The organism is Streptomyces sp. C36, assembly GCF_040932295.1.
Taxonomy (GTDB): Bacteria; Actinomycetota; Actinomycetes; order Streptomycetales; family Streptomycetaceae; genus Streptomyces; species Streptomyces triculaminicus.
The window spans coordinates 320,270-338,562 of sequence record NZ_JBFQGI010000002.1; the positions used below are offsets into that span (position 1 = coordinate 320,270).

General features: G+C 73.5%; 15 protein-coding genes. 11 read left to right on the top strand and 4 right to left on the bottom strand.

The features are described from left to right. The first annotated feature begins 88 nt into the window (after positions 1 to 88). From AB4K12_RS06950 to AB4K12_RS06970, 5 genes are all read left to right on the top strand, one after another. Positions 89 to 838 (top strand): hypothetical protein, encoded by a 750-nt coding sequence (locus tag AB4K12_RS06950; protein ID WP_368433371.1) that lies wholly within the window; start codon positions 89 to 91, stop codon positions 836 to 838. Between the two features lie 129 nt (positions 839 to 967). Then, complete coding sequence (locus AB4K12_RS06955) at positions 968 to 1,813, top strand: DegV family protein (protein WP_086570334.1); 846 nt, start codon at positions 968 to 970, stop codon at positions 1,811 to 1,813. A 186-nt stretch (positions 1,814 to 1,999) separates the two neighbouring features. Beyond that, on the top strand, positions 2,000 to 2,827 hold the full coding sequence (locus AB4K12_RS06960) for a ComEA family DNA-binding protein (RefSeq protein ID WP_368433372.1): 828 nt from the start codon (positions 2,000 to 2,002) through the stop codon (positions 2,825 to 2,827). A gap of 11 nt (positions 2,828 to 2,838) precedes the next feature. Next, positions 2,839 to 5,589: a ComEC/Rec2 family competence protein gene (locus AB4K12_RS06965; RefSeq protein WP_368433373.1), complete on the top strand. Its 2,751-nt coding sequence runs from the start codon at positions 2,839 to 2,841 to the stop codon at positions 5,587 to 5,589. Further along, positions 5,475 to 6,152, top strand: a complete 678-nt coding sequence (locus AB4K12_RS06970) for an arylamine N-acetyltransferase (RefSeq protein ID WP_368433829.1) — start codon at positions 5,475 to 5,477, stop codon at positions 6,150 to 6,152. The genes AB4K12_RS06965 and AB4K12_RS06970 overlap by 115 nt, the downstream gene beginning before the upstream one ends. 74 nt (positions 6,153 to 6,226) lie before the next feature. On the opposite strand, the gene AB4K12_RS06975 is transcribed toward AB4K12_RS06970, so the two are convergent. Next, a complete protein-coding gene (locus AB4K12_RS06975; protein WP_368433374.1) occupies positions 6,227 to 6,502 on the bottom strand; it encodes a hypothetical protein in 276 nt (91 codons plus the stop codon). A gap of 86 nt (positions 6,503 to 6,588) precedes the next feature. Here AB4K12_RS06975 and holA point away from each other — a divergent pair, with 86 nt between their 5' ends. Next, the gene (holA, locus tag AB4K12_RS06980) at positions 6,589 to 7,575 is read left to right on the top strand and encodes a DNA polymerase III subunit delta (RefSeq protein ID WP_368433375.1); all 987 of its coding nucleotides are present in this window, start codon (positions 6,589 to 6,591) and stop codon (positions 7,573 to 7,575) included. Between the two features lie 284 nt (positions 7,576 to 7,859). Here holA and rpsT read toward each other — a convergent pair whose 3' ends face one another. Next, positions 7,860 to 8,126, bottom strand: a complete 267-nt coding sequence (rpsT, locus tag AB4K12_RS06985; RefSeq protein ID WP_362251308.1) for a 30S ribosomal protein S20 — start codon at positions 8,124 to 8,126, stop codon at positions 7,860 to 7,862. 209 nt (positions 8,127 to 8,335) lie between these two features. Here rpsT and lepA point away from each other — a divergent pair, with 209 nt between their 5' ends. From lepA to AB4K12_RS07010, 5 genes are all read left to right on the top strand, one after another. Further along, complete coding sequence (gene lepA / locus AB4K12_RS06990; RefSeq protein ID WP_368433376.1) at positions 8,336 to 10,204, top strand: translation elongation factor 4; 1,869 nt, start codon at positions 8,336 to 8,338, stop codon at positions 10,202 to 10,204. Positions 10,205 to 10,458: 254 nt separating this feature from the next. After that, the gene (locus AB4K12_RS06995) at positions 10,459 to 12,348 is read left to right on the top strand and encodes a long-chain fatty acid--CoA ligase (protein ID WP_368433377.1); all 1,890 of its coding nucleotides are present in this window, start codon (positions 10,459 to 10,461) and stop codon (positions 12,346 to 12,348) included. A gap of 374 nt (positions 12,349 to 12,722) precedes the next feature. After that, entirely contained in the window at positions 12,723 to 14,477 is a 1,755-nt protein-coding gene (locus tag AB4K12_RS07000; RefSeq protein ID WP_368433830.1) for a SpoIIE family protein phosphatase, read from the top strand. Positions 14,478 to 14,556: 79 nt separating this feature from the next. Next, positions 14,557 to 15,789 (top strand): radical SAM family heme chaperone HemW, encoded by a 1,233-nt coding sequence (gene hemW, locus AB4K12_RS07005; RefSeq protein ID WP_368433378.1) that lies wholly within the window; start codon positions 14,557 to 14,559, stop codon positions 15,787 to 15,789. A 101-nt stretch (positions 15,790 to 15,890) separates the two neighbouring features. After that, the gene (locus AB4K12_RS07010) at positions 15,891 to 16,448 is read left to right on the top strand and encodes a Uma2 family endonuclease (RefSeq protein WP_368433379.1); all 558 of its coding nucleotides are present in this window, start codon (positions 15,891 to 15,893) and stop codon (positions 16,446 to 16,448) included. Here the strand turns inward: AB4K12_RS07010 and AB4K12_RS07015 are convergent. Then, positions 16,445 to 17,272 (bottom strand): DUF3097 domain-containing protein, encoded by an 828-nt coding sequence (locus tag AB4K12_RS07015; RefSeq protein ID WP_368433380.1) that lies wholly within the window; start codon positions 17,270 to 17,272, stop codon positions 16,445 to 16,447. The two genes, AB4K12_RS07010 and AB4K12_RS07015, sit on opposite strands and share 4 nt — an antisense overlap. Before the next feature lie 15 nt (positions 17,273 to 17,287). Further along, positions 17,288 to 18,037 carry an MBL fold metallo-hydrolase gene (locus tag AB4K12_RS07020; RefSeq protein WP_368433381.1) on the bottom strand — a complete coding sequence of 250 codons (750 nt, stop codon included), beginning with the start codon at positions 18,035 to 18,037 and terminating at the stop codon, positions 17,288 to 17,290. Between the last annotated feature and the right edge of the window lie 256 nt (positions 18,038 to 18,293).

Consider the following 18,293-nt stretch of genomic DNA (forward strand, 5'->3'; position numbering starts at 1 on the left):
GTTCCACAGGAACCCTCAACCTGCCCGCTTGCGTTTACGGTGGAGAGAGACGGGCGCCGCCCCGCTGACGACCTGTTGAGGAGCGCTTATGGAAGCCGCCGCCGCGATCATCGCCGTGATCTGCGCGCTTGTCGTCGCGTTCGCGGTGATCGCCATGGTCAGGGCGGTACGGGCGGTCAAGCGCGGCGTGGACCGCACGGTCACACAGGCGCGGCGCACGGTCGAGGACACCCGCCTCAAGGCCCGCCAGTACACGGCCCCCGGCGCGGCGGGCGAGGTCGCCCAGCTGCGCCTGTCGCTGCGCACGTCGATGCGCGCCACCCAGGAGGTGCTGCGGTCCGGGATGGCGGACGACTCCTCCCTGTCGGAGTCCATGGCCCTCTTCGAGCGGCTCAGCGCCCACGGCCGCGAGCTGGAGGAGGACCTGCGGAAGCTGGAGACCGAGCCCGACCGCGACCGCGTCGCCGCCCGCCTGCCGGACCTGCGCGAGCGCACGGAGCGCATCACGCACTCGGCCGACTCGCTGCGCTGGGCCGCCCAGGACCGGGCGCGGCAGTTCGCCGACGACGACCTGACGCTGCTGAGCGAGCAGATCCGCATGGAGGCGGGGGCGCTGCGGCACTGGGAGGACGAGGCCGAGGCGGCGTCGCCGGAGCCGCAGCCCGGGGCGAAGTCGCAGGCGCGGGCGACGGACCGGGCCGCTACGAGTGCGCCGGGGGCGGGCCAGAGCGCCGGACCGGGCGCCGGTCCGGAACGTCCGGCGATCAACGGCCGGAATGACCGCTGGCAGGCGGGGTACTCGTGGCAGAAGACGAAGCGCCCGGAGAGCACGGCCTGACGGGCGCGGCGGGTCGGGTGCGCCGTGGGCGCCACATGGTGGCCCACGGGTGGCGGCCCGATCAGAAACGGATCATGAGATTCCGGCTCGCACTGCCGTCCACACGGCACGGGAGGTAACCTCCGGGGCATGTCCCGCCATGTCGCGATCATCACTGATTCCACGGCCTACCTGCCGCAGCAGGAGATGGAGCGGCACGGCATCACGGCCGTGCCGCTGACGGTCGTCCTGGGCGACGAGGCGCTCGAGGAGGGCACCGAGGTCTCGGCCCGGTCGGTCGCCCAGGCCCTCCAGAAACGCAAGCCGGTGACCACCTCCCGCCCCGGCCCCGACGTCTTCGCCGCCGCCTACCGCGCCGCCGCCGCGTCAGGGGCGGAGGGCATCGTCTCGCTCCACCTGTCCGCCGAGCTCTCCGGCACCTACGACGCGGCCGTCCTCGCGGCACGCGAGGCGCCCGTGCCGGTCCGGGTCGTGGACACGGGCATGGTCGCGATGGCCCTCGGCTTCTGCGCCCTGGCCGCCGCCGAGACCGCGCGGGCGGGCGGCACCCTGGACGAGGTGGTCGCCGCCGCCGAGAAGCGCGCGCACGGCACGGCCGCCTACTTCTACGTCGACACCCTCGACTACCTGCGGCGCGGCGGCCGGATCGGCGCCGCGCGGGCCCTGCTGGGCTCGGCGCTGGCCGTCAAGCCGCTGCTCCAGCTGGACAGCGGCCGTATCGAGCCGCGCGAGAAGGTGCGCACCGCCTCGAAGGCGATCGCACGCCTGGAGGAGATCGCCACGGAGCGGGCGGGCGTCGCCCCCGTCGACGTCGCCGTCCACCACCTGGCCGCGCCCGAGCGGGCCGCCCTGCTGGCGGAGCGACTGCGGGAGCGGGTGCCCGGGCTGGTGGACCTGCACGTCAGCGAGGTGGGCGCGGTCATCGGGGCGCACACGGGGCCGGGTCTGCTGGGCGTGGTGGTCTCGGCGCGGTAGTCCGCGGGGACGTTCTGCCGAGACGGTCTGCCGTTCTGCCGAGACGGTCTGGCGAGGGGGTTTGCTTGGGTTTGCCGCCCGGTCGGTCCCTCGGCGGGGTGGCGGAGTTTTCCACAACCGGCCGGTTGTCCACGGAAATCGAGGCGCTCCAGCGGGGGTGGGCGAACGCGGCTACCGTCGCGTGTCATGACAGCTCGATCACTCTCCGTCACGAACCCCGTCGTGGCCGACTCCTTCGCGGCGGACCTCGGTTCGCTGCGCGACCGCGTCTCGGCTCCCGCGCCGGCGGCCGGTGCGCCCCGGCCGCCGGCACGTTGGCGGATGGCGCTGGCGGAGCGGTTGCCGGTGTGGGTGCAGGTGCGGTGCGGCATCGAGCCGCGCACGCTCGCGGCCCTCACTGTCGTGCTGATGGCGGCGGCGGTCCTCGCCGCCTACCACTTCTGGGCCGGGCGCCCGCAGACGGTGCGGCCGCCCGAGCGCGAGACACCGGCCGTGACGACACCGGCCGCCGACAGGCCTGCCGCTGCCCTGCCCGGCCCCTCGGCGGGTGCGTCGTCCGGCGCCGCCGCGCGGGAGGTGGTCGTCGACGTGGCGGGGAAGGTGCCGCACCCCGGTGTCCGGCGCCTGCCGGCCGGCTCCCGGGTCGCCGACGCGCTGGCGGCGGCCGGGGGAGCGCGGCCGGGGGCGGACACGACCGGGCTCAACAGGGCGAGGCTGCTCATGGACGGCGAGCAGATCCTGGTGGGAGCCACCGCTCCCGGGCAGGCGGCCGCACCCCCGGCCCCTCCCGGGGCCCCGGCGGGCGCCGGAGCGGCCGCCGGCGGCCCGCTGAGCCTGAACTCCGCGACGCTCGAACAGCTCGACGGCCTGCCCGGCGTCGGCCCCGTCCTGGCCCAGCACATCCTCGACTACCGCACCCGGCACGGCGGTTTCCGCTCGGTGGCCGACCTGCGCCACGTCGACGGCATCGGCGCCCGCCGCTTCACCGACCTCAAGCCCCTGGTCCAGCCATGACCGGTCCAGCCATGACCGGTCCAGTCACGACCGGGGAAGCGGCGGCGGCGCGCCAGGAGGGTCCGGCGGACCTGCGGCTGGCCGTGCCCGCGCTCGCCGCGTGGGCGGCGGCAGCGGCCGCCCTGACGGCGGACGGAAGGACGGTCACCGTCGGCTGCGCGGCCGCCGTGCTCGCGGCCTGCCTGCTCCTGGCGGCCGTGCGCGGGGGCACGGCGGTGGTGGTCGCGGCCGCGCTGCTGTGCGGGGCCGCCGGTGCGGCCGTCGGGGCGCTGGAGGGTGCCGACACGCGGCGGGGGCCGCTGCCCGAGCTGGCCCGGCGGTACGCCCGGGTGACCCTCGAGGTGACGGTCACCGGCGACCCACGGGCCGTCCGGCCGCACGTGCGCGGGGCGGTCCGCGACCGGCCCGCCGTGGCGGTGGAGGCCGCGGCGACCCGCGTCGTCACCGGGGACGGTCCGGCGGGTCCGGCGGCGGCCGCCGTCCGGACACCCGTGCTGCTGATCGCCCGTCAGTCCTGGGCGGGCCTGCTGCCGTCCACCCGGGTGCGGGCCGAGGGGAAGCTGGCCCCGCCGTCCCGGACGGGCGACCGCGTCGCGGCCGTCCTGCGCGTCGGGGACGACCAGGAGCGGCCCCACGTCATCGGCGGACCCACACGCCTCCAGCGCGCGGCGGCCCGGCTGCGGGCCGGCCTGCGCGAGGCCACCGACGACCTCGCGCCGGACGCCCGGGCGCTGCTGCCCGGACTCGTCGTCGGCGACACCTCCCGCGTGCCCCCGGACCTCGAAGCGGCCTTCCGGACCACGGACCTGACGCACCTCCTCGCCGTGAGCGGGGGCAACTTCACCGTGCTCCTCGCGCTGCTCACCGGGCCCGCGCACCTCGCCTCGCGGGCCGAGCGGCGAGGGCTCGCCGGACGGCTGGGCATTCCGCTGCGGCTCACGGCACTGCTGGGCGGCGGCCTGGCGCTGGGCTTCGTGGTGGTGTGCCGCCCCGAGCCGAGTGTGCTGCGCGCCGCCGCCTGCGGCCTGATCACGCTGCTGGCCATCGGCACGGGCCGGCGCCGGAGCCTGCTGCCCGCGCTGGCGGCGGCAGTCCTGCTGCTGGTGCTCTGGGATCCGTGGCTGGCCCGCAGTTACGGATTCCTGCTGTCCGTTCTGGCCACCGGCGCCCTGCTGACGCTCTCCCCGCGCTGGAGCGCGGCCCTGCGGCGGCGCGGCGTACCGCCCCGGATCGCGGAGGCCCTCGCGGCGGCGGGCGCGGCACAGGCCGCGTGCGCGCCGGTGATCGTCGTGCTGGCGGCGCGGGTGAGCCTGGTGGCGGTGCCGTGCAACCTCCTCGCCGAGCCCGCCGTCGCGCCCGCCACCGTGCTGGGCTTCGCCGCCCTCGCCCTCGCACCCGTGGCGATGCCCCTCGCCGAGGGCCTGGCCTGGGCGGCCGGATGGCCCGCGACCTGGACGGCGGCGGTGGCCCGTACGGGGGCGGAGCTGCCCGGCGCCGAGCTCGGCTGGCCGACGGGGCCGGCCGGCGGGCTGCTGCTGGCCGCGGCGACGGTGGCAGCGGTGTTCGCCGGACGCCGCCTTCTCCGCGGCCCCTGGTCCCGCGCCGCCTGCGCCCTGCTCCTGCTGCTGGCGCTTGTCCGCCCGGCCCCGCTGACCCGGGTCGTCACAGGCTGGCCGCCACCCGGCTGGCGGCTGGTGGCGTGCGACGTGGGCCAGGGAGACGCGCTGGCCCTCGCGGCGGGCCCGGGCGCCGCCGTGGTCGTCGACGCCGGTCCCGAGCCGCGGGCCGTGGACCGCTGCCTGCGGGAGCTGGGGGTGGCGAGGGTGCCGCTGCTCCTGCTCACCCACTTCCACGCGGACCACGTCGACGGCCTGCCCGGGGTGCTGAGCGGCAGGGCGGTCGGGGCGATCGAGACGACGCCGTTCGACCGGCCGGCGGGGCAGGCCGCGTTCGTACGCCGAGAGGCGAGGCGGGCGGGGATTCCGGTGACCGAGGCCGTGCCGGGGGAGCGGCGGCGCCTGGGCGAGCTGTCGTGGGAGGTGCTCTGGCCGCCGCCCGCCGGGACGTCGGCCGTCGCGGAGGAGGGGCCCAACGACGCCAGCGTCGCCCTTCTCGTCCGTGCGGCGGGCCTGACGCTGCTCCTGCTGGGCGACCTCGAACCGCCCGCCCAGCGCGAGTTGCGCGAAGCCCGCCCCGACTTGCCGCCCGTGGACGTCCTCAAGGTGGCCCACCACGGCTCCGCCTACCAGGACCCGGAGCTGCTCAGCGGGCCGCGCCCCCGCCTGGCCGTGATCTCGGTAGGCGCCGGCAACCCGTACGGCCACCCGGCGGCCCGCACGCTGGCCGCGCTCAGGGCGCGGGGCGCGGTGGTGCTGCGCACGGACACCGACGGGCCGGTCGCGGTGACGGACGCGGCGGTGGCCGTCACCCGGGGCCGGGGCCGGGGCCAGGGCCGGGGCCGTGGGCGTAGGACCAGGGGCCGATGCCAAGGACGCCCGGCCTGCGAGATAAATGATCTATGGATTCCACTGGCGTCGACGCCTACCTCCGCCGTATCGGCACCACCCGCCCGGCCGCCCCCGATGCCCGCGCCCTGCGGGAGCTGCAGTTCCGCCACCTCGTCGCGGTGCCCTTCGAGAACCTGTCGGTGCACCGGGGGGAGGAGATCACGCTCGAGAGCGCGGCACTGGTCGACAAGATCGTGCGGGATGGGCGCGGCGGCTTCTGCTACGAGCTCAACGGCGCGTTCGCGCACCTGCTGACGGCGCTCGGCTACCGGGTGAGCCTGCTGGCGGGTCGGGTGGCGGGGCCCGACGGCTCGTTCGGCATCCCGTACGACCACCTGGCCCTGCGGGTGGAGGCCGAGGGGGAGGAGGAGCCGTTCCTGGTGGACGTCGGCTTCGGCCGCAACAGCCACCACCCGTTGGTCCTGACGGGACGCGGGGAGCAGAGCGACCCGGCGGGCGTGTTCACGATCGCCGAGGCGGAGGGAGGGGAACTGGACGTCATCAAGGACGGCGCGGTGCAGTACCGCCTGGAGCAGCGGCCCCACCTGCTGCGGGACTTCGAGAGCGGATGCTGGTGGCACCGCACCTCGCCGAAGTCCCCGTTCACCCAGTCGCTGGTGTGCTCGCGGCTCACCGAGGACGGCGGTCGGATATCGATCAGCGGCCGTACGCTCCTGACCACCGGGGCCGACGGGCGTACCGAGCGCCGGGAGATGCCGGAGGACGAGGTCGTGGCCGCCTACCGGACGCACTTCGGGTTCGCCCTGGACCGGGCGCCCCAGGTGCGCCAGGGGTGGGTGGCCGCGCCGGGCCGGTGAGCCGCGTAAGGCCCGGGCCCTGGGGGTGACTCGGCGGCTCGGGCCGCGGGTCGCCCCGCCGGCCACTCCGCGCGTCACTCCACCTCGAGCCAGCCCTCGTACTCCTCGGCCAGCTCGCGCAGGGCGGCGACGTCCAGCTTGCCGTCGGGGTCCTCGAGGACGACCAGCCACTGGGCGTCCTCGGCGTCGTCCTCGCCGGCGAGTGCCTCGCGCACGAGCTGGGGCTCCTCGGGCAGGCCGAAGCGCTGCCCGGCCTCCTCCGCCACCTCTTCGGCGGCGTCGCGGTCGGGGAGCACCAGCAGGTGCCGTACGGAGTCGGAGGTGTCGGGGAAGGACGAAGCGCTGGTCACCCGCTCATTGTGCGATATGCGCCGGAGGCCGGGAGGAGGGGTCGGCGGGGAAGGGAGTGTCAGCGGGGCGTGGGATGCTGGACGCGATGGCCAGGAAGACTGCAACCGACGACCTGCTCGCCCCCGTCACGCTCGCCGTGGGACAGGAGGACCTCCTCCTCGACCGCGCCGTGCAGGAGGTGGTGGCGGCGGCCCGCGCGGCCGACGCCGACACCGACGTCCGTGACCTCACCTCCGACGCGCTCCAGCCCGGCACGCTCGCCGAGCTGACGAGCCCGTCGCTGTTCGCCGAGCGCAAGGTCGTGATCGTCCGTAACTCCCAGGACCTGTCCGCGGACACGGTCAAGGACGTCAAGGGCTACCTCGGCGCCCCCGCCGAGGAGATCACGCTCGTCCTGCTGCACGCCGGCGGCGCCAAGGGCAAGGGCCTGCTGGACGCGGCCCGCAAGGCGGGCGCCCGGGAGGTCGCCTGCCCGAAGATGACCAAGCCGGCCGACCGCCTGGCGTTCGTCCGGCAGGAGTTCCGGGCCACCGGCCGCTCCGCCACGCCGGAGGCCTGCCAGTCACTGGTGGACGCGATCGGCAGCGACCTGCGCGAGCTGGCGAGCGCCTGCGCGCAGCTGGTCGCCGACATCGAGGGCACCATCGACGAGTCCGTCGTCGCCCGCTACTACACGGGCCGCGCCGAGGCGTCGAGCTTCACCGTCGCCGACCGTGCGGTGGAGGGCCGGGCGGCCGAGGCCCTGGAGGCCCTGCGCTGGGCCATGTCCACCGGCGTCGCGCCCGTGCTCATCACCAGCGCCCTGGCCCAGGGAGTCCGCTCCATCGGCAAGCTGGCCTCCGCCCCGCGCGGCGCCCGGCCCGGGGATCTGGCCCGTGAGCTCGGCATGCCGCCGTGGAAGATCGACCGGGTGCGGCAGCAGATGCGGGGATGGACCGCGGACGGCGTGGCCGCGGCGCTCACGGCGGTCGCCGAGGCGGACGCGGGCGTCAAGGGCGGCGGGGACGATCCGGAGTACGCCCTGGAGAAGGCCGTGGTCGCGGTGGCCCGGGCGGCCCGTAGCCGCTCCTGATCCGAGGCCGCTGGACCCGAGGCTGCGTCGATCTTGGGGGCTGAGCCTTCGGGGCATCGGCCCCCCGCCCCCTGCCCGTACAAGTGCCCGTAAAAAGCCCGAAGGCCCCGCGTCGCCCTGGGAAGGGCGGGCGCGGGGCCTTCGGATCGTTCTGTGAGCCCTGGGGCTCGTGCCGCACCCGCGTGGCGAACGACCGGGGGCGGCGAGGGGTGCCGGAGAACGGAGCGGTTGAGAGGGTCCGCGTACCGTCCCGGCGGGGACCGGGGCTACGCCCCGGAGAGGCTTCAGCCCTTGAGGGCGGCAACCTGCTTGGCCAGCGCCGACTTCTTGTTGGCGGCAGCGTTCTTGTGCAGGACACCCTTGCTGGCGGCCTTGTCGAGCTTCTTGCCGGCGAAGGCGACGGCGGCGGTGGCCTTGACGGCGTCACCGGCGACGATGGCCTCGCGGGCCGCACGGACGGCGGTCTTGACCGAGGACTTGACGGCCTTGTTACGCAGGCGCGCCTTCTCGTTGGTCTTGATCCGCTTCATCTGGGACTTGATGTTCGCCACGAAAAGAGCCTTTTCAGGTTCGTTGGATTTCGATGTGTGTGCCGTATGCGTGTGAGAGGCACGACAGGCACAGTGGACCAGGCTACCAGTACGCCCTCCGGCCTCCCAAACCGGACCGTGGCCGCCGGTCATGGGACCATGGGGGAGTCGTATACCCGACTCCCGCCGAGACCAGCGTTCAAACGCCGAAGTCACCGAATGGATCCTGCGTGCCCGCGACCCCTACCAACGTGCCGGAGCCGAGCCGTACCGACCCGGCTCTGATCCGTAACTTCTGCATCATCGCGCACATCGACCATGGCAAGTCGACGCTCGCCGACCGGATGCTCCAGCTGACCGGCGTGGTCGACCAGCGGCAGATGCGCGCGCAGTACCTCGACCGGATGGACATCGAGCGCGAGCGCGGCATCACGATCAAGTCCCAGGCGGTCCGTCTGCCCTGGGCGCCCACCGAGGGCGAGGCCGAGGGCACGACCCACATCCTCAACATGATCGACACGCCGGGCCACGTGGACTTCACCTATGAGGTCTCGCGTTCCCTCGCCGCGTGCGAGGGCTGCATCCTCCTCGTGGACGCCGCCCAGGGCATCGAGGCCCAGACCCTCGCCAACCTCTACCTGGCGATGGAGAACGACCTCACGATCATCCCGGTCCTCAACAAGATCGACCTGCCGGCCGCCCAGCCCGAGAAGTTCGCCGCCGAGCTGGCCAACCTCGTCGGCTGCGAGCCCGAGGACGTCCTGCGGGTCTCCGCGAAGACCGGCATGGGCGTCGAGGCGCTGCTGGACAAGGTCATCCGCGAGGTCCCGGCGCCCGTCGGCGTCAAGGACGCCCCGGCCCGCGCGATGATCTTCGACTCGGTCTACGACTCCTACCGCGGCGTGGTCACCTACGTCCGAGTCATCGACGGCGAGCTCAAGAAGCGCGAGCGCATCAAGATGATGTCGACCGGCGCCACCCACGAGCTGCTGGAGATCGGCACCAACTCGCCCGAGATGACCCCGGCCGACGGCCTCGGCGTCGGCGAGGTGGGCTACATCATCACCGGCGTGAAGGACGTCCGTCAGTCCAAGGTCGGTGACACGATCACCTCCCAGCAGAACGGCGCCACCGAGGCCCTGGGCGGCTACAAGGACCCGAAGCCCATGGTCTTCTCGGGCCTCTACCCGCTGGACGGCTCGGACTACCCGGAGCTGCGCGAGGCCCTCGACAAGCTCCAGCTCAACGACGCCGCGCTGGTCTACGAGCCGGAGACCTCGGCCGCCCTCGGCTTCGGCTTCCGCGTCGGCTTCCTCGGCCTGCTCCACCTCGACGTGGTCCGCGAGCGGCTCGAGCGCGAGTTCGGCCTGGACCTCATCGCCACCGCGCCCAACGTGGTCTACAACGTGCGGATGGAGGACGGCGCCGAGTACGTCGTCACCAACCCGAGCGAGTTCCCCGAGGGCAAGATCGCCGAGGTGCACGAGCCGGTCGTCAAGGCGACCGTCCTCGCGCCCACCGAGTTCGTCGGCGCGATCATGGAGCTCTGCCAGTCCCGCCGCGGCACCATGATGGGCATGGACTACCTCTCCGAGGACCGGGTCGAGCTGCGCTACACCCTCCCCCTCGCGGAGATCGTCTTCGACTTCTTCGACCAGCTGAAGTCCAAGACCCGCGGCTACGCCTCCCTCGACTACGAGCCCACCGGCGAGCAGACCGCCGACCTGGTCAAGGTCGACATCCTGCTGCACGGCGACAAGGTCGACGCCTTCTCCGCGATCACGCACAAGGACAAGGCCTACGCCTACGGCGTGCGGCTGGTCGCCAAGCTGCGCGAGCTCATCCCCCGGCAGAACTTCGAGGTGCCGATCCAGGCCGCCATCGGCTCCCGGGTCATCGCCCGTGAGACCGTCCGCGCCATCCGCAAGGACGTCCTCGCCAAGTGCTACGGCGGTGACATCTCCCGTAAGCGGAAGCTGCTGGAGAAGCAGAAGGAAGGCAAGAAGCGGATGAAGATGGTCGGCAGCGTGGAGGTGCCGCAGGAGGCCTTCATCGCGGTGCTGTCCAGCGACGAGAGCGGCGAGAAGAGCAAGAAGTAGCCCTCGCCCGCGCGAGCCGCGGATGACGCGGATGACGCGGAAGTGCCCGTCCCCGGGAGGGGGCGGGCACTTTTCGTATCCGGTTCCGTATCCGGCTTCGCGCCCGCTGGAAAGGATGTTTCCGGCGTGGTGGGGCGCAGGGCGCACAACCGTTCACGGGGCACTTACGCAAAAGGCTCTTCGGCTCTAGTCTGATCTCTGCTCAAAGGTTACTCGCGAGTCACCAGCAACGAAGCTTGGCCCCGGAGGATGCCGTGACCGACACACAGACTTTGATCGAGAGCCGGCCGCCCTCCGTGGCGAACCTCCTCGTCGAGCGGGTCGAGGCGACACCCGACGCGGAGGCCTACCGCCGCCCCGTGCCGCCCGCCTCCGGTCAGGGTCCGGACGACTGGGCCTCGGTCACCTGGCGCGAGGCCGGCGACCGGATCTTCGCGATCGCCGCCGGTCTGATCGACCTCGGCATACTCCCGCAGGAGCGGGTCGCGCTCGCCTCCGCCACCCGCCTCGAGTGGATCTTCGCGGACCTCGGCATCATGTGCTCCGGCGCCGCCACCACCCCGGTCTACCCCAGCACCAACGCCGACGAGACCGCGTTCATGCTGTCCGACGCCGAGTGCCGGATCCTCATCGCCGAGGACGCCGGGCAGCTCGCCAAGGCGCGCCTGCGCCGCTCCGAGCTGCCCGGCCTCGAGCACGTCGTGGTCGTCGAGGCCGCCGACGCGGTGGCGGCCGAGGGCGATCCGGAGGGCTGGGTGCTCTCCCTCGCCGAGCTCGAGAAGCGCGGCGCCGCCCTCCTCGAGCGCGACCCCGGCGCCGTCCGCGCGCGCATCGACGCCCTGCGCCGGGAAGACCTCGCCACGCTCATCTACACCTCCGGCACCACCGGCCGCCCCAAGGGCGTACGGCTGCGCCACGACGCCTGGTCGTACATGGGCCGCGCCATCGAGGCCACCCAGCTGATGCGCTCCGACGACCTGCAGTACCTGTGGCTGCCGCTCGCGCACGTCTTCGGCAAGGTGCTGACGGCCGGCGGCATCACCGTCGGCCACGTCACCGCCGTGGACGGGCGGGTCGACAAGATCGTGGAGAACCTGCAGGTCGTCCGGCCCACCCTGATGGCCTCCGTGCCCCGCATCTTCGAGAAGGTCTACAACGGCGTCGCCGCCAAGGCCCGGGAGGCCGGCGGTGCCAAGTACAAGATCTTCCGCTGGGCCGCCGAGGTCGCCCGCGAGTACGCCAAGGTCTCGCAGGACAGCTACCGCCGCACCGGCAACAGGACCGTGCCCTTCGCGCTCGCCGCCAAGCACCGCGTGGCCGACGCGCTCGTCTACACCAAGATCCGCGACGCCTTCGGCGGCCGGCTGCGCGCCAGCGTCTCCGGCGCCTCCGCCCTCGCCCCCGACATCGGCTACTTCTTCTCCGGCGCCGGCATCCACATCCTCGAGGGCTACGGCCTCACCGAGACCAGCGCCGCCAACTTCGTCAACCCCGGCGAGGCCTACCGCACCGGTACGGTCGGCAGGCCGCTGCCCGGTACCGAGGTCCGCATCGCCGACGACGGCGAGATCCTGCTGCGCAGCCCCGGCGTCATGGAGGGCTACCACGGCCAGCCGGAGAAGACCGCCGAAGTCCTCGAGTCCGACGGCTGGTTCCACACCGGCGACATCGGCGAGCTGTCCCCGGACGGCTATCTGCGCATCACCGACCGCAAGAAGGACCTGATCAAGACCTCCGGCGGCAAGTACGTGGCGCCCGCCGAGATCGAGGGCAGGTTCAAGGCCGTATGCCCCTACGTCTCCAACGTCCTGGTGCACGGCGCCGACCGCAACTTCTGTTCGGCGCTCATCGCCCTGGACGGCCCGTCGATCCTCGACTGGGCCAAGGAGCACGGCATGGCCGGCCGGTCGTACGCCGAGGTGGTCGCCGCCAAGGAGACCGAGGAGCTCATCGAGGGCTATGTGCGGCAGCTCAACGAGGGGCTGCAGCGCTGGCAGACGATCAAGAAGTTCCGGCTGCTGCCGCGCGACCTGGACATCGAGCACGGCGAGCTCACGCCCAGCCTCAAGCTCAAGCGGCCCGTGGTCGAGCGCGAGTACAAGGACCTGATCGAGGAGATGTACGAGGGCGCGCGCGAGGCGTGAGCGCGGTGCGCGCGTAGCTTCGCGCGTATCTACACGTGCGTCTCCGCTCGTATCTCCGCGTGCGCCTCCGCGTGCGTCTCCGCTCGTATCTCCCCTCGTATCTCCGCTCCTCTCCACTCGTACGGCTCACTTGCCCAACTCGGCGCACCTGAGCCCAGTTGGTCTGTCACTCTGTCGGTGGTGAATTCCGCACTATGCCGTAAGCGGTCAGGAGCACCACCGTGAGGACATCACCAAGCGGCGGTAAGGATCAGGCGGTTGCCCGTGCGCCCGCCTGCGGAACGAACGCGGCCGCCGGGCCGCACGACAAGGGGCCGCCGCCCGGCACCGGGCCGGGCGCGGCGGGCGAGGGTCCGCCGACGGCCCGTACCAGCCTGCCCGGCGACGCCCGCGCGCCATCGGCCGCGCGCCGGTTCGTGCGCAGCGTCCTCGCCGGCTGGAACGCCCACGACATGGTCACCGACGATGCGACGCTGCTGGTCAGCGAGCTGGTGACCAATGCCGTGGTGCACGCGGGGACGTCCGTGGACCTCGAGTGCCGGCTGGACCCCGCCCGGGGCGGCAATCTCGTCGTGGAGGTCACCGACCACCACCCCGCCCGCGAGTTCCGCGCCCGCCCGCGCCGGGGGAGGGGCGAGCGCGAGGGGGCCGCGCACGGCGGCCGCGGGCTGCGGCTCGTCGCCGAGCTGGCCGAGACGTGGGGCACGGCCTACCGCCGCACCGACAAGACGGTCTGGTTCCACCTGCCCACCTGCCCGGGAGAGGACGCCCCTGGAGCCCCTGGAGCCCTCGGTACCTCCGGTGTCCCCGGCGCCCTCGCCACCCCGCTCCGCGACCCGGCCCTGCCGGACGTCCTGGGCGCCGCCGAGGCCCTCGCCCCCGGCCCGTCCCCCGCACCGCCCGCCCGCCGCGCCGCCGAGCGCGGCCACCACCGCGCCCTGTCCTTCCTCGCCGAGGCGTCCGAACTGCTGGCCGGGCAGTTCGACGAGGACATGGTCGCCTCCCTCGCCGCCCAGCTCGCCGTCCCGCGCCTGGCCGACTGGTGCGCCGTCTGGCTCGACACCGACGGCCATCCCGGCGCCGTCCGCCCCGCCCCACGCCTGTCCTGCGTCTGGCACGCCCGCGAACACCGCGTCGACCCCCTCCGCCTCGCCCTGCTGCGCACCCCGCCCGTCCTGCCCGCGGCGGGCCGGGCCGTCCCCTGGCCGTACGGGCCCGACGGCGGCACGGCCCTGGCCTGCCGGCTGGTCGCGGGCGGCCGCGGCGTCGGCACCCTCCTGCTGGGCCGCGCCGGGCCGTCCGCCGTGGCCGGCGACGTCTCCGCCCTCGCCGAGGACTTCGCCCGGCGCGTGGCCCGCGCCCTCACCTCCGCCCGCCAGTACACCCGGCAGGCCACCATCAGCCGCATCCTCCAGCGCGGCCTGCTGCCCCGGGGCGTCGCGGCGATCCCCGGCGTCGAGGCGGCCGTCGTCTACGAACCCCGGGGCGACGCCTCCGCCGGCGGCGACTTCTACGACGTCTTCGCGGCCGGCGACGGACGCTGGTGCTTCGCCCTCGGCGACGTCTGCGGCAGCGGCCCCGAGGCCGCCGTGACCACCGGCCTCGTCCGCCCCTGGCTGCGGCTCCTGGCGAAGGAGGGGTACGGCGTCGCCGGGGTCCTCGACCGCCTCAACCGGATGCTGGGCGAGGAGGCGGCCGAGGCGGAGGCCGGAACCGGGCCGCGCTTCCTGTCCCTGCTGTACGGGGAGCTCGTGCCCCACGGCGGCGGCGTGCGCTGCACGCTCGCCAGCGCCGGGCATCCACTGCCGCTGCTCCTGCGCCCCGACGGCTCGGTACGGCCCGTGGCCGCGCCCCAGATGCTGCTGGGCGTCGTCGAGGAGGTCGGCTACGGCAGCGAGACCTTCGACCTGGCGGCCGGGGAGACGCTGCTGTGCGTCACGGACGGGGTCACCGAACGCAAGTCCGGGGGCCGCCTGCTCGACGACGGCGACGGCCTGGCCGCCGTCCTCGCCGACTGCGCGGGCCTGAGCGCGGAGCAGGTCGCCGCCCGCGTCCGTCACGCCGTGCACGGCTTCGCGCCGGGCCCGCCCGACGACGACATGGCGCTGCTGGTGCTGCGGGCGGAGTGATCGGCCGGGGCGAGTGCTCTGAGTGAGTGCTCTGAGTGAGCGCGCCGAGCAATCCGGCGCGTGCTGGACAATGGAACGCATGCCTTCCGTACTGCCCGATGGTGAACCCATGCCCGAGGACGGGGCACTGCCCCGCCATGCCCTCGACGGCTCCGGGCAGCGGCCCCTCGGCTTCTACCTGCACGTTCCCTACTGCGCCACCCGCTGCGGCTACTGCGACTTCAACACCTACACCGCGAGCGAGCTGCGCGGCTCCGGCGGCGCCCTCGCCTCCCGTGACAACTACGCGGAGACGGTCGCCCAGGAGATCCGGCTGGCCCGCAAGGTGCTCGGCGACGACCCGCGCCCGGTCGAGACGGTCTTCGTGGGCGGCGGCACGCCCACCCTGCTGCCCGCCGCCGACCTGGGCCGGATGCTCGCCGCCATCCGTGACGAGTTCGGGCTCGCCGAGGACGCCGAGGTGACCACCGAGGCCAACCCCGAGTCCGTCGACCCCCGCTACCTGGAAGAACTGCGGGCCGCGGGCTTCAACCGGGTCTCCTTCGGCATGCAGAGCGCCCGCCAGCACGTCCTGAAGATCCTCGACCGTACGCACACCCCGGGCCGCCCCGAGGCCTGCGTGGCCGAGGCCCGCGCGGCGGGCTTCGAACACGTCAACCTCGACCTGATCTACGGCACCCCCGGCGAGAGCGACGACGACTGGCGGGCCTCGCTGGACGCCGTGCTCGGCGCCGCCCCCGACCACGTCTCCGCGTACGCCCTGATCGTCGAGGAGGGCACGCAGCTCGCGCGGCGCATCCGGCGCGGTGAGGTGCCGATGACGGACGACGACGCGCACGCGGACCGCTATCTGATCGCCGAGGAGATGCTCTCGGCGGCGGGATTCTCCTGGTACGAGGTCTCGAACTGGGCCACGAGCGAGGCCGGCCGCTGCCGCCACAACGAGCTCTACTGGCGCGGCGCCGACTGGTGGGGCGCGGGGCCCGGCGCGCACTCCCACGTGGGGGGCGTGCGGTGGTGGAACGTCAAGCATCCGGGCGCGTACGCGCAGGCCCTGAGCGAGGGGCGCTCGCCGGGGGCCGGGCGTGAGGTCCTCTCCGAGGAGGACCGGCGGGTCGAGCGGATTCTTCTCGAGCTGCGGCTCGAGGAGGGGTGCCCGCTGGCGCTGCTGAAGCCGGCCGGGTCGAAGGCGGCGGCTCGGGCGCTTGAGGACGGCCTGCTGCGGGCGGAGGCGTACGCGGAGGGGCGTGCGGCCCTCACCCTGCGCGGGCGGCTGCTGGCGGATGCGGTGGTCCGCGACCTGGTGGACTGATTACCTGTTCGAGTGAACACGCGCGCATAGACTGTGGGCCTGCCTACGCTCTTCACAGGCTGCCGCCAAATGCACTGCGGCGGATGTGGAGGGCCACGGAGATGACCGCTGTGGATGACCGGACGAAGATCGAGTTCTTCGAGAATCTCGAGGTTCCCGAAGGCTGGCGGGTCGAGCTGCTGCGGGGGGACATCGTGATGATGGCGAGCCCTGACCGAATCCATAACTGGATCGTTCAGGACGTCCAGGACCAGATCCCTCGTGACCGCTGGGACCGGCTGCAGACTCAAGACGTCGACATTCCGGGCGAACCGAGCGAGCCTGTGCCGGACCTGGTCGTGTACGAGCGCGGCATCATCACGGGGCCGGGACGCCTCATCCCCGCACCTGCCGTCACGCTGCTGCTCGAGGTCGTGTCCAAGACCAGCGCAAGCCGTGACTACACGGACAAGAGGTCGATCTATGCGGCCGGCCAGGTGCCCGCCTACCTGATCGTCGACCCTTTCGAGGCGAAGTGCGTGCTGTTCACCGAGCCGATCGGGGTCGGCGCGGGTGCCGACTACAGCGTGCAGCGGACCACGAAATTCGGGGACCCCGTGCCACTCGACCTGCTCGGGGTCACGCTGGACACGTCCGGATTCCAGACACTGGAGCGCTAACCCCCCACCGTCACGAAGTCGATCAACTCTTCGACGCGTCCCAGCAGCGCCGGCTCCAGGTCCTTGTACGACCGGACGCCGGACAGGATCCGCTGCCACGCCGCCCCCGTGTTCTCCGGCCAGCCCAGGGAGCGGCAGACGCCTGTCTTCCAGTCCTGTCCGTGGGGGACGCGGGGCCAGGCGGGGATGCCCAGGGAGGACGGCTTCACGGCTTCCCAGACGTCCACGTAGGGGTGGCCGACGACCAGGACGTCCGTGCCCGTGACGGCGGCGGCGATGCGGGACTCCTTGGAGCCCGGCACGAGGTGGTCGACCAGGACGCCCAGGCGGGCGTCCGGGCCGGGGGCGAAGGAGTCGACGATCGCGGGCAGGTCGTCGATGCCCTCGAGGTACTCGACGACCACGCCCTCGATGCGCAGGTCGTCACCCCAGACGCGCTCCACGAGCTCCGCGTCGTGGCGCCCCTCGACGTAGATGCGCCCGGCGCGCGCCACGCGGGCCCGTGCGCCCGGGACGGCGAGGGAGCCGGAGGCCGTGCGCTGCGGCCCGCGTGCGGCGGGGGCCGAGGGGCGTACGAGGGTGACGACGCGCCCCTCCAGGAGGAAGCCCCGGGGTTCCATGGGGAAGACCCGGTGCTTGCCGAAGCGGTCCTCCAGTGTCACCGTCGGCCCCTGCGCGGTCTTCTCGCAGCGGATCACCGCCCCGCAGAAGCCGGTGGTGACCTCCTCCACCACGAGATCCACCTCGGCGGGCACCTCGGGCGCGGGCGTGCTCCGCTTCCACGGGGGCGTCAGGTCGGGGTCGTACTGTCGGCTGCTGCGCATGCGCGCCATTGTGGATCACGACACGCCGAACCGGGCCCGCAACGCCTCTCCCTGCCGCCGTACGAAGGCCGCGTCCACCACGGCCCCGTGCCCCGGCACGTACACCGACTCCTCGCCGCCCAGGGTGAGCAGCCGGTCCACCGCCGTCGGCCAGGCGTGCGGCAGCGCGTCCGGCCCGGCCTGGGGCTCGCCCGACTCCTCGACCACGTCGCCGCAGAAGACGACCTCGGGCGCGCCGTCCTCGCCGGGGACGAGCACCGCCAGGTCGTACGCCGTGTGCCCGGGGCCCACGTTCGCGAGGAGTACGCGCCGCCCGCCGCCCAGGTCGACGGTCAGCTCCCCGGAGACGGCGTGCTGGGGCGGTACGAGCATCTCCACGGCCTCGGCGGCGGCATCGCGCGGGACTCCGTAGCGCACCGCGTCCCGTCGCAGCTCCTCGCGCTCGTGCTCGTGGCGCAGCAGTTCGCCGAGCCCCACCGCCCCGTACACCTGCACGCCGGAGAAGGCGGCCGTGCCCAGGATGTGATCGAAGTGGGGGTGGGTGAGTGCGATGTGCGTCACGGGGAGGCCGAAGATCTGCTGCACCTCGCGGCGGATCACGGCGCCCTCGCGCAGCGACGATCCGGTGTCCACGACGAGGACGCCGTCCGTCCCCGCGATCGCCCCGACGGTGGCGTCCCAGCCCGGCAGCCTGCGGCGTACGACGTGTGGAGCGAGCCGTTCCCAATGCGCCCCCGCGGCGCCGGATTCCCCTTGAGTCTCCATACCGCGACGCTATCCGGACGGGGGTGCCGTTGCCCGCCCGGACGCGGGTCCGGGGGCACGCGGCGGGGACTGCCCTTGCCCTGTCCGTGGTGCCCGGCCGTACACTGGCTTGAGGGTTCTGGCACTCGTGACCTTTGAGTGCCAAGGGCGGGGGTCCGGTGAGACCCCCGCGCATGCGACCCTCGTACAACAGGTACGACGTACAACGCGTACGACGTACAACAGGTACGACCCGTACGACGGCTGAACCTTTTGG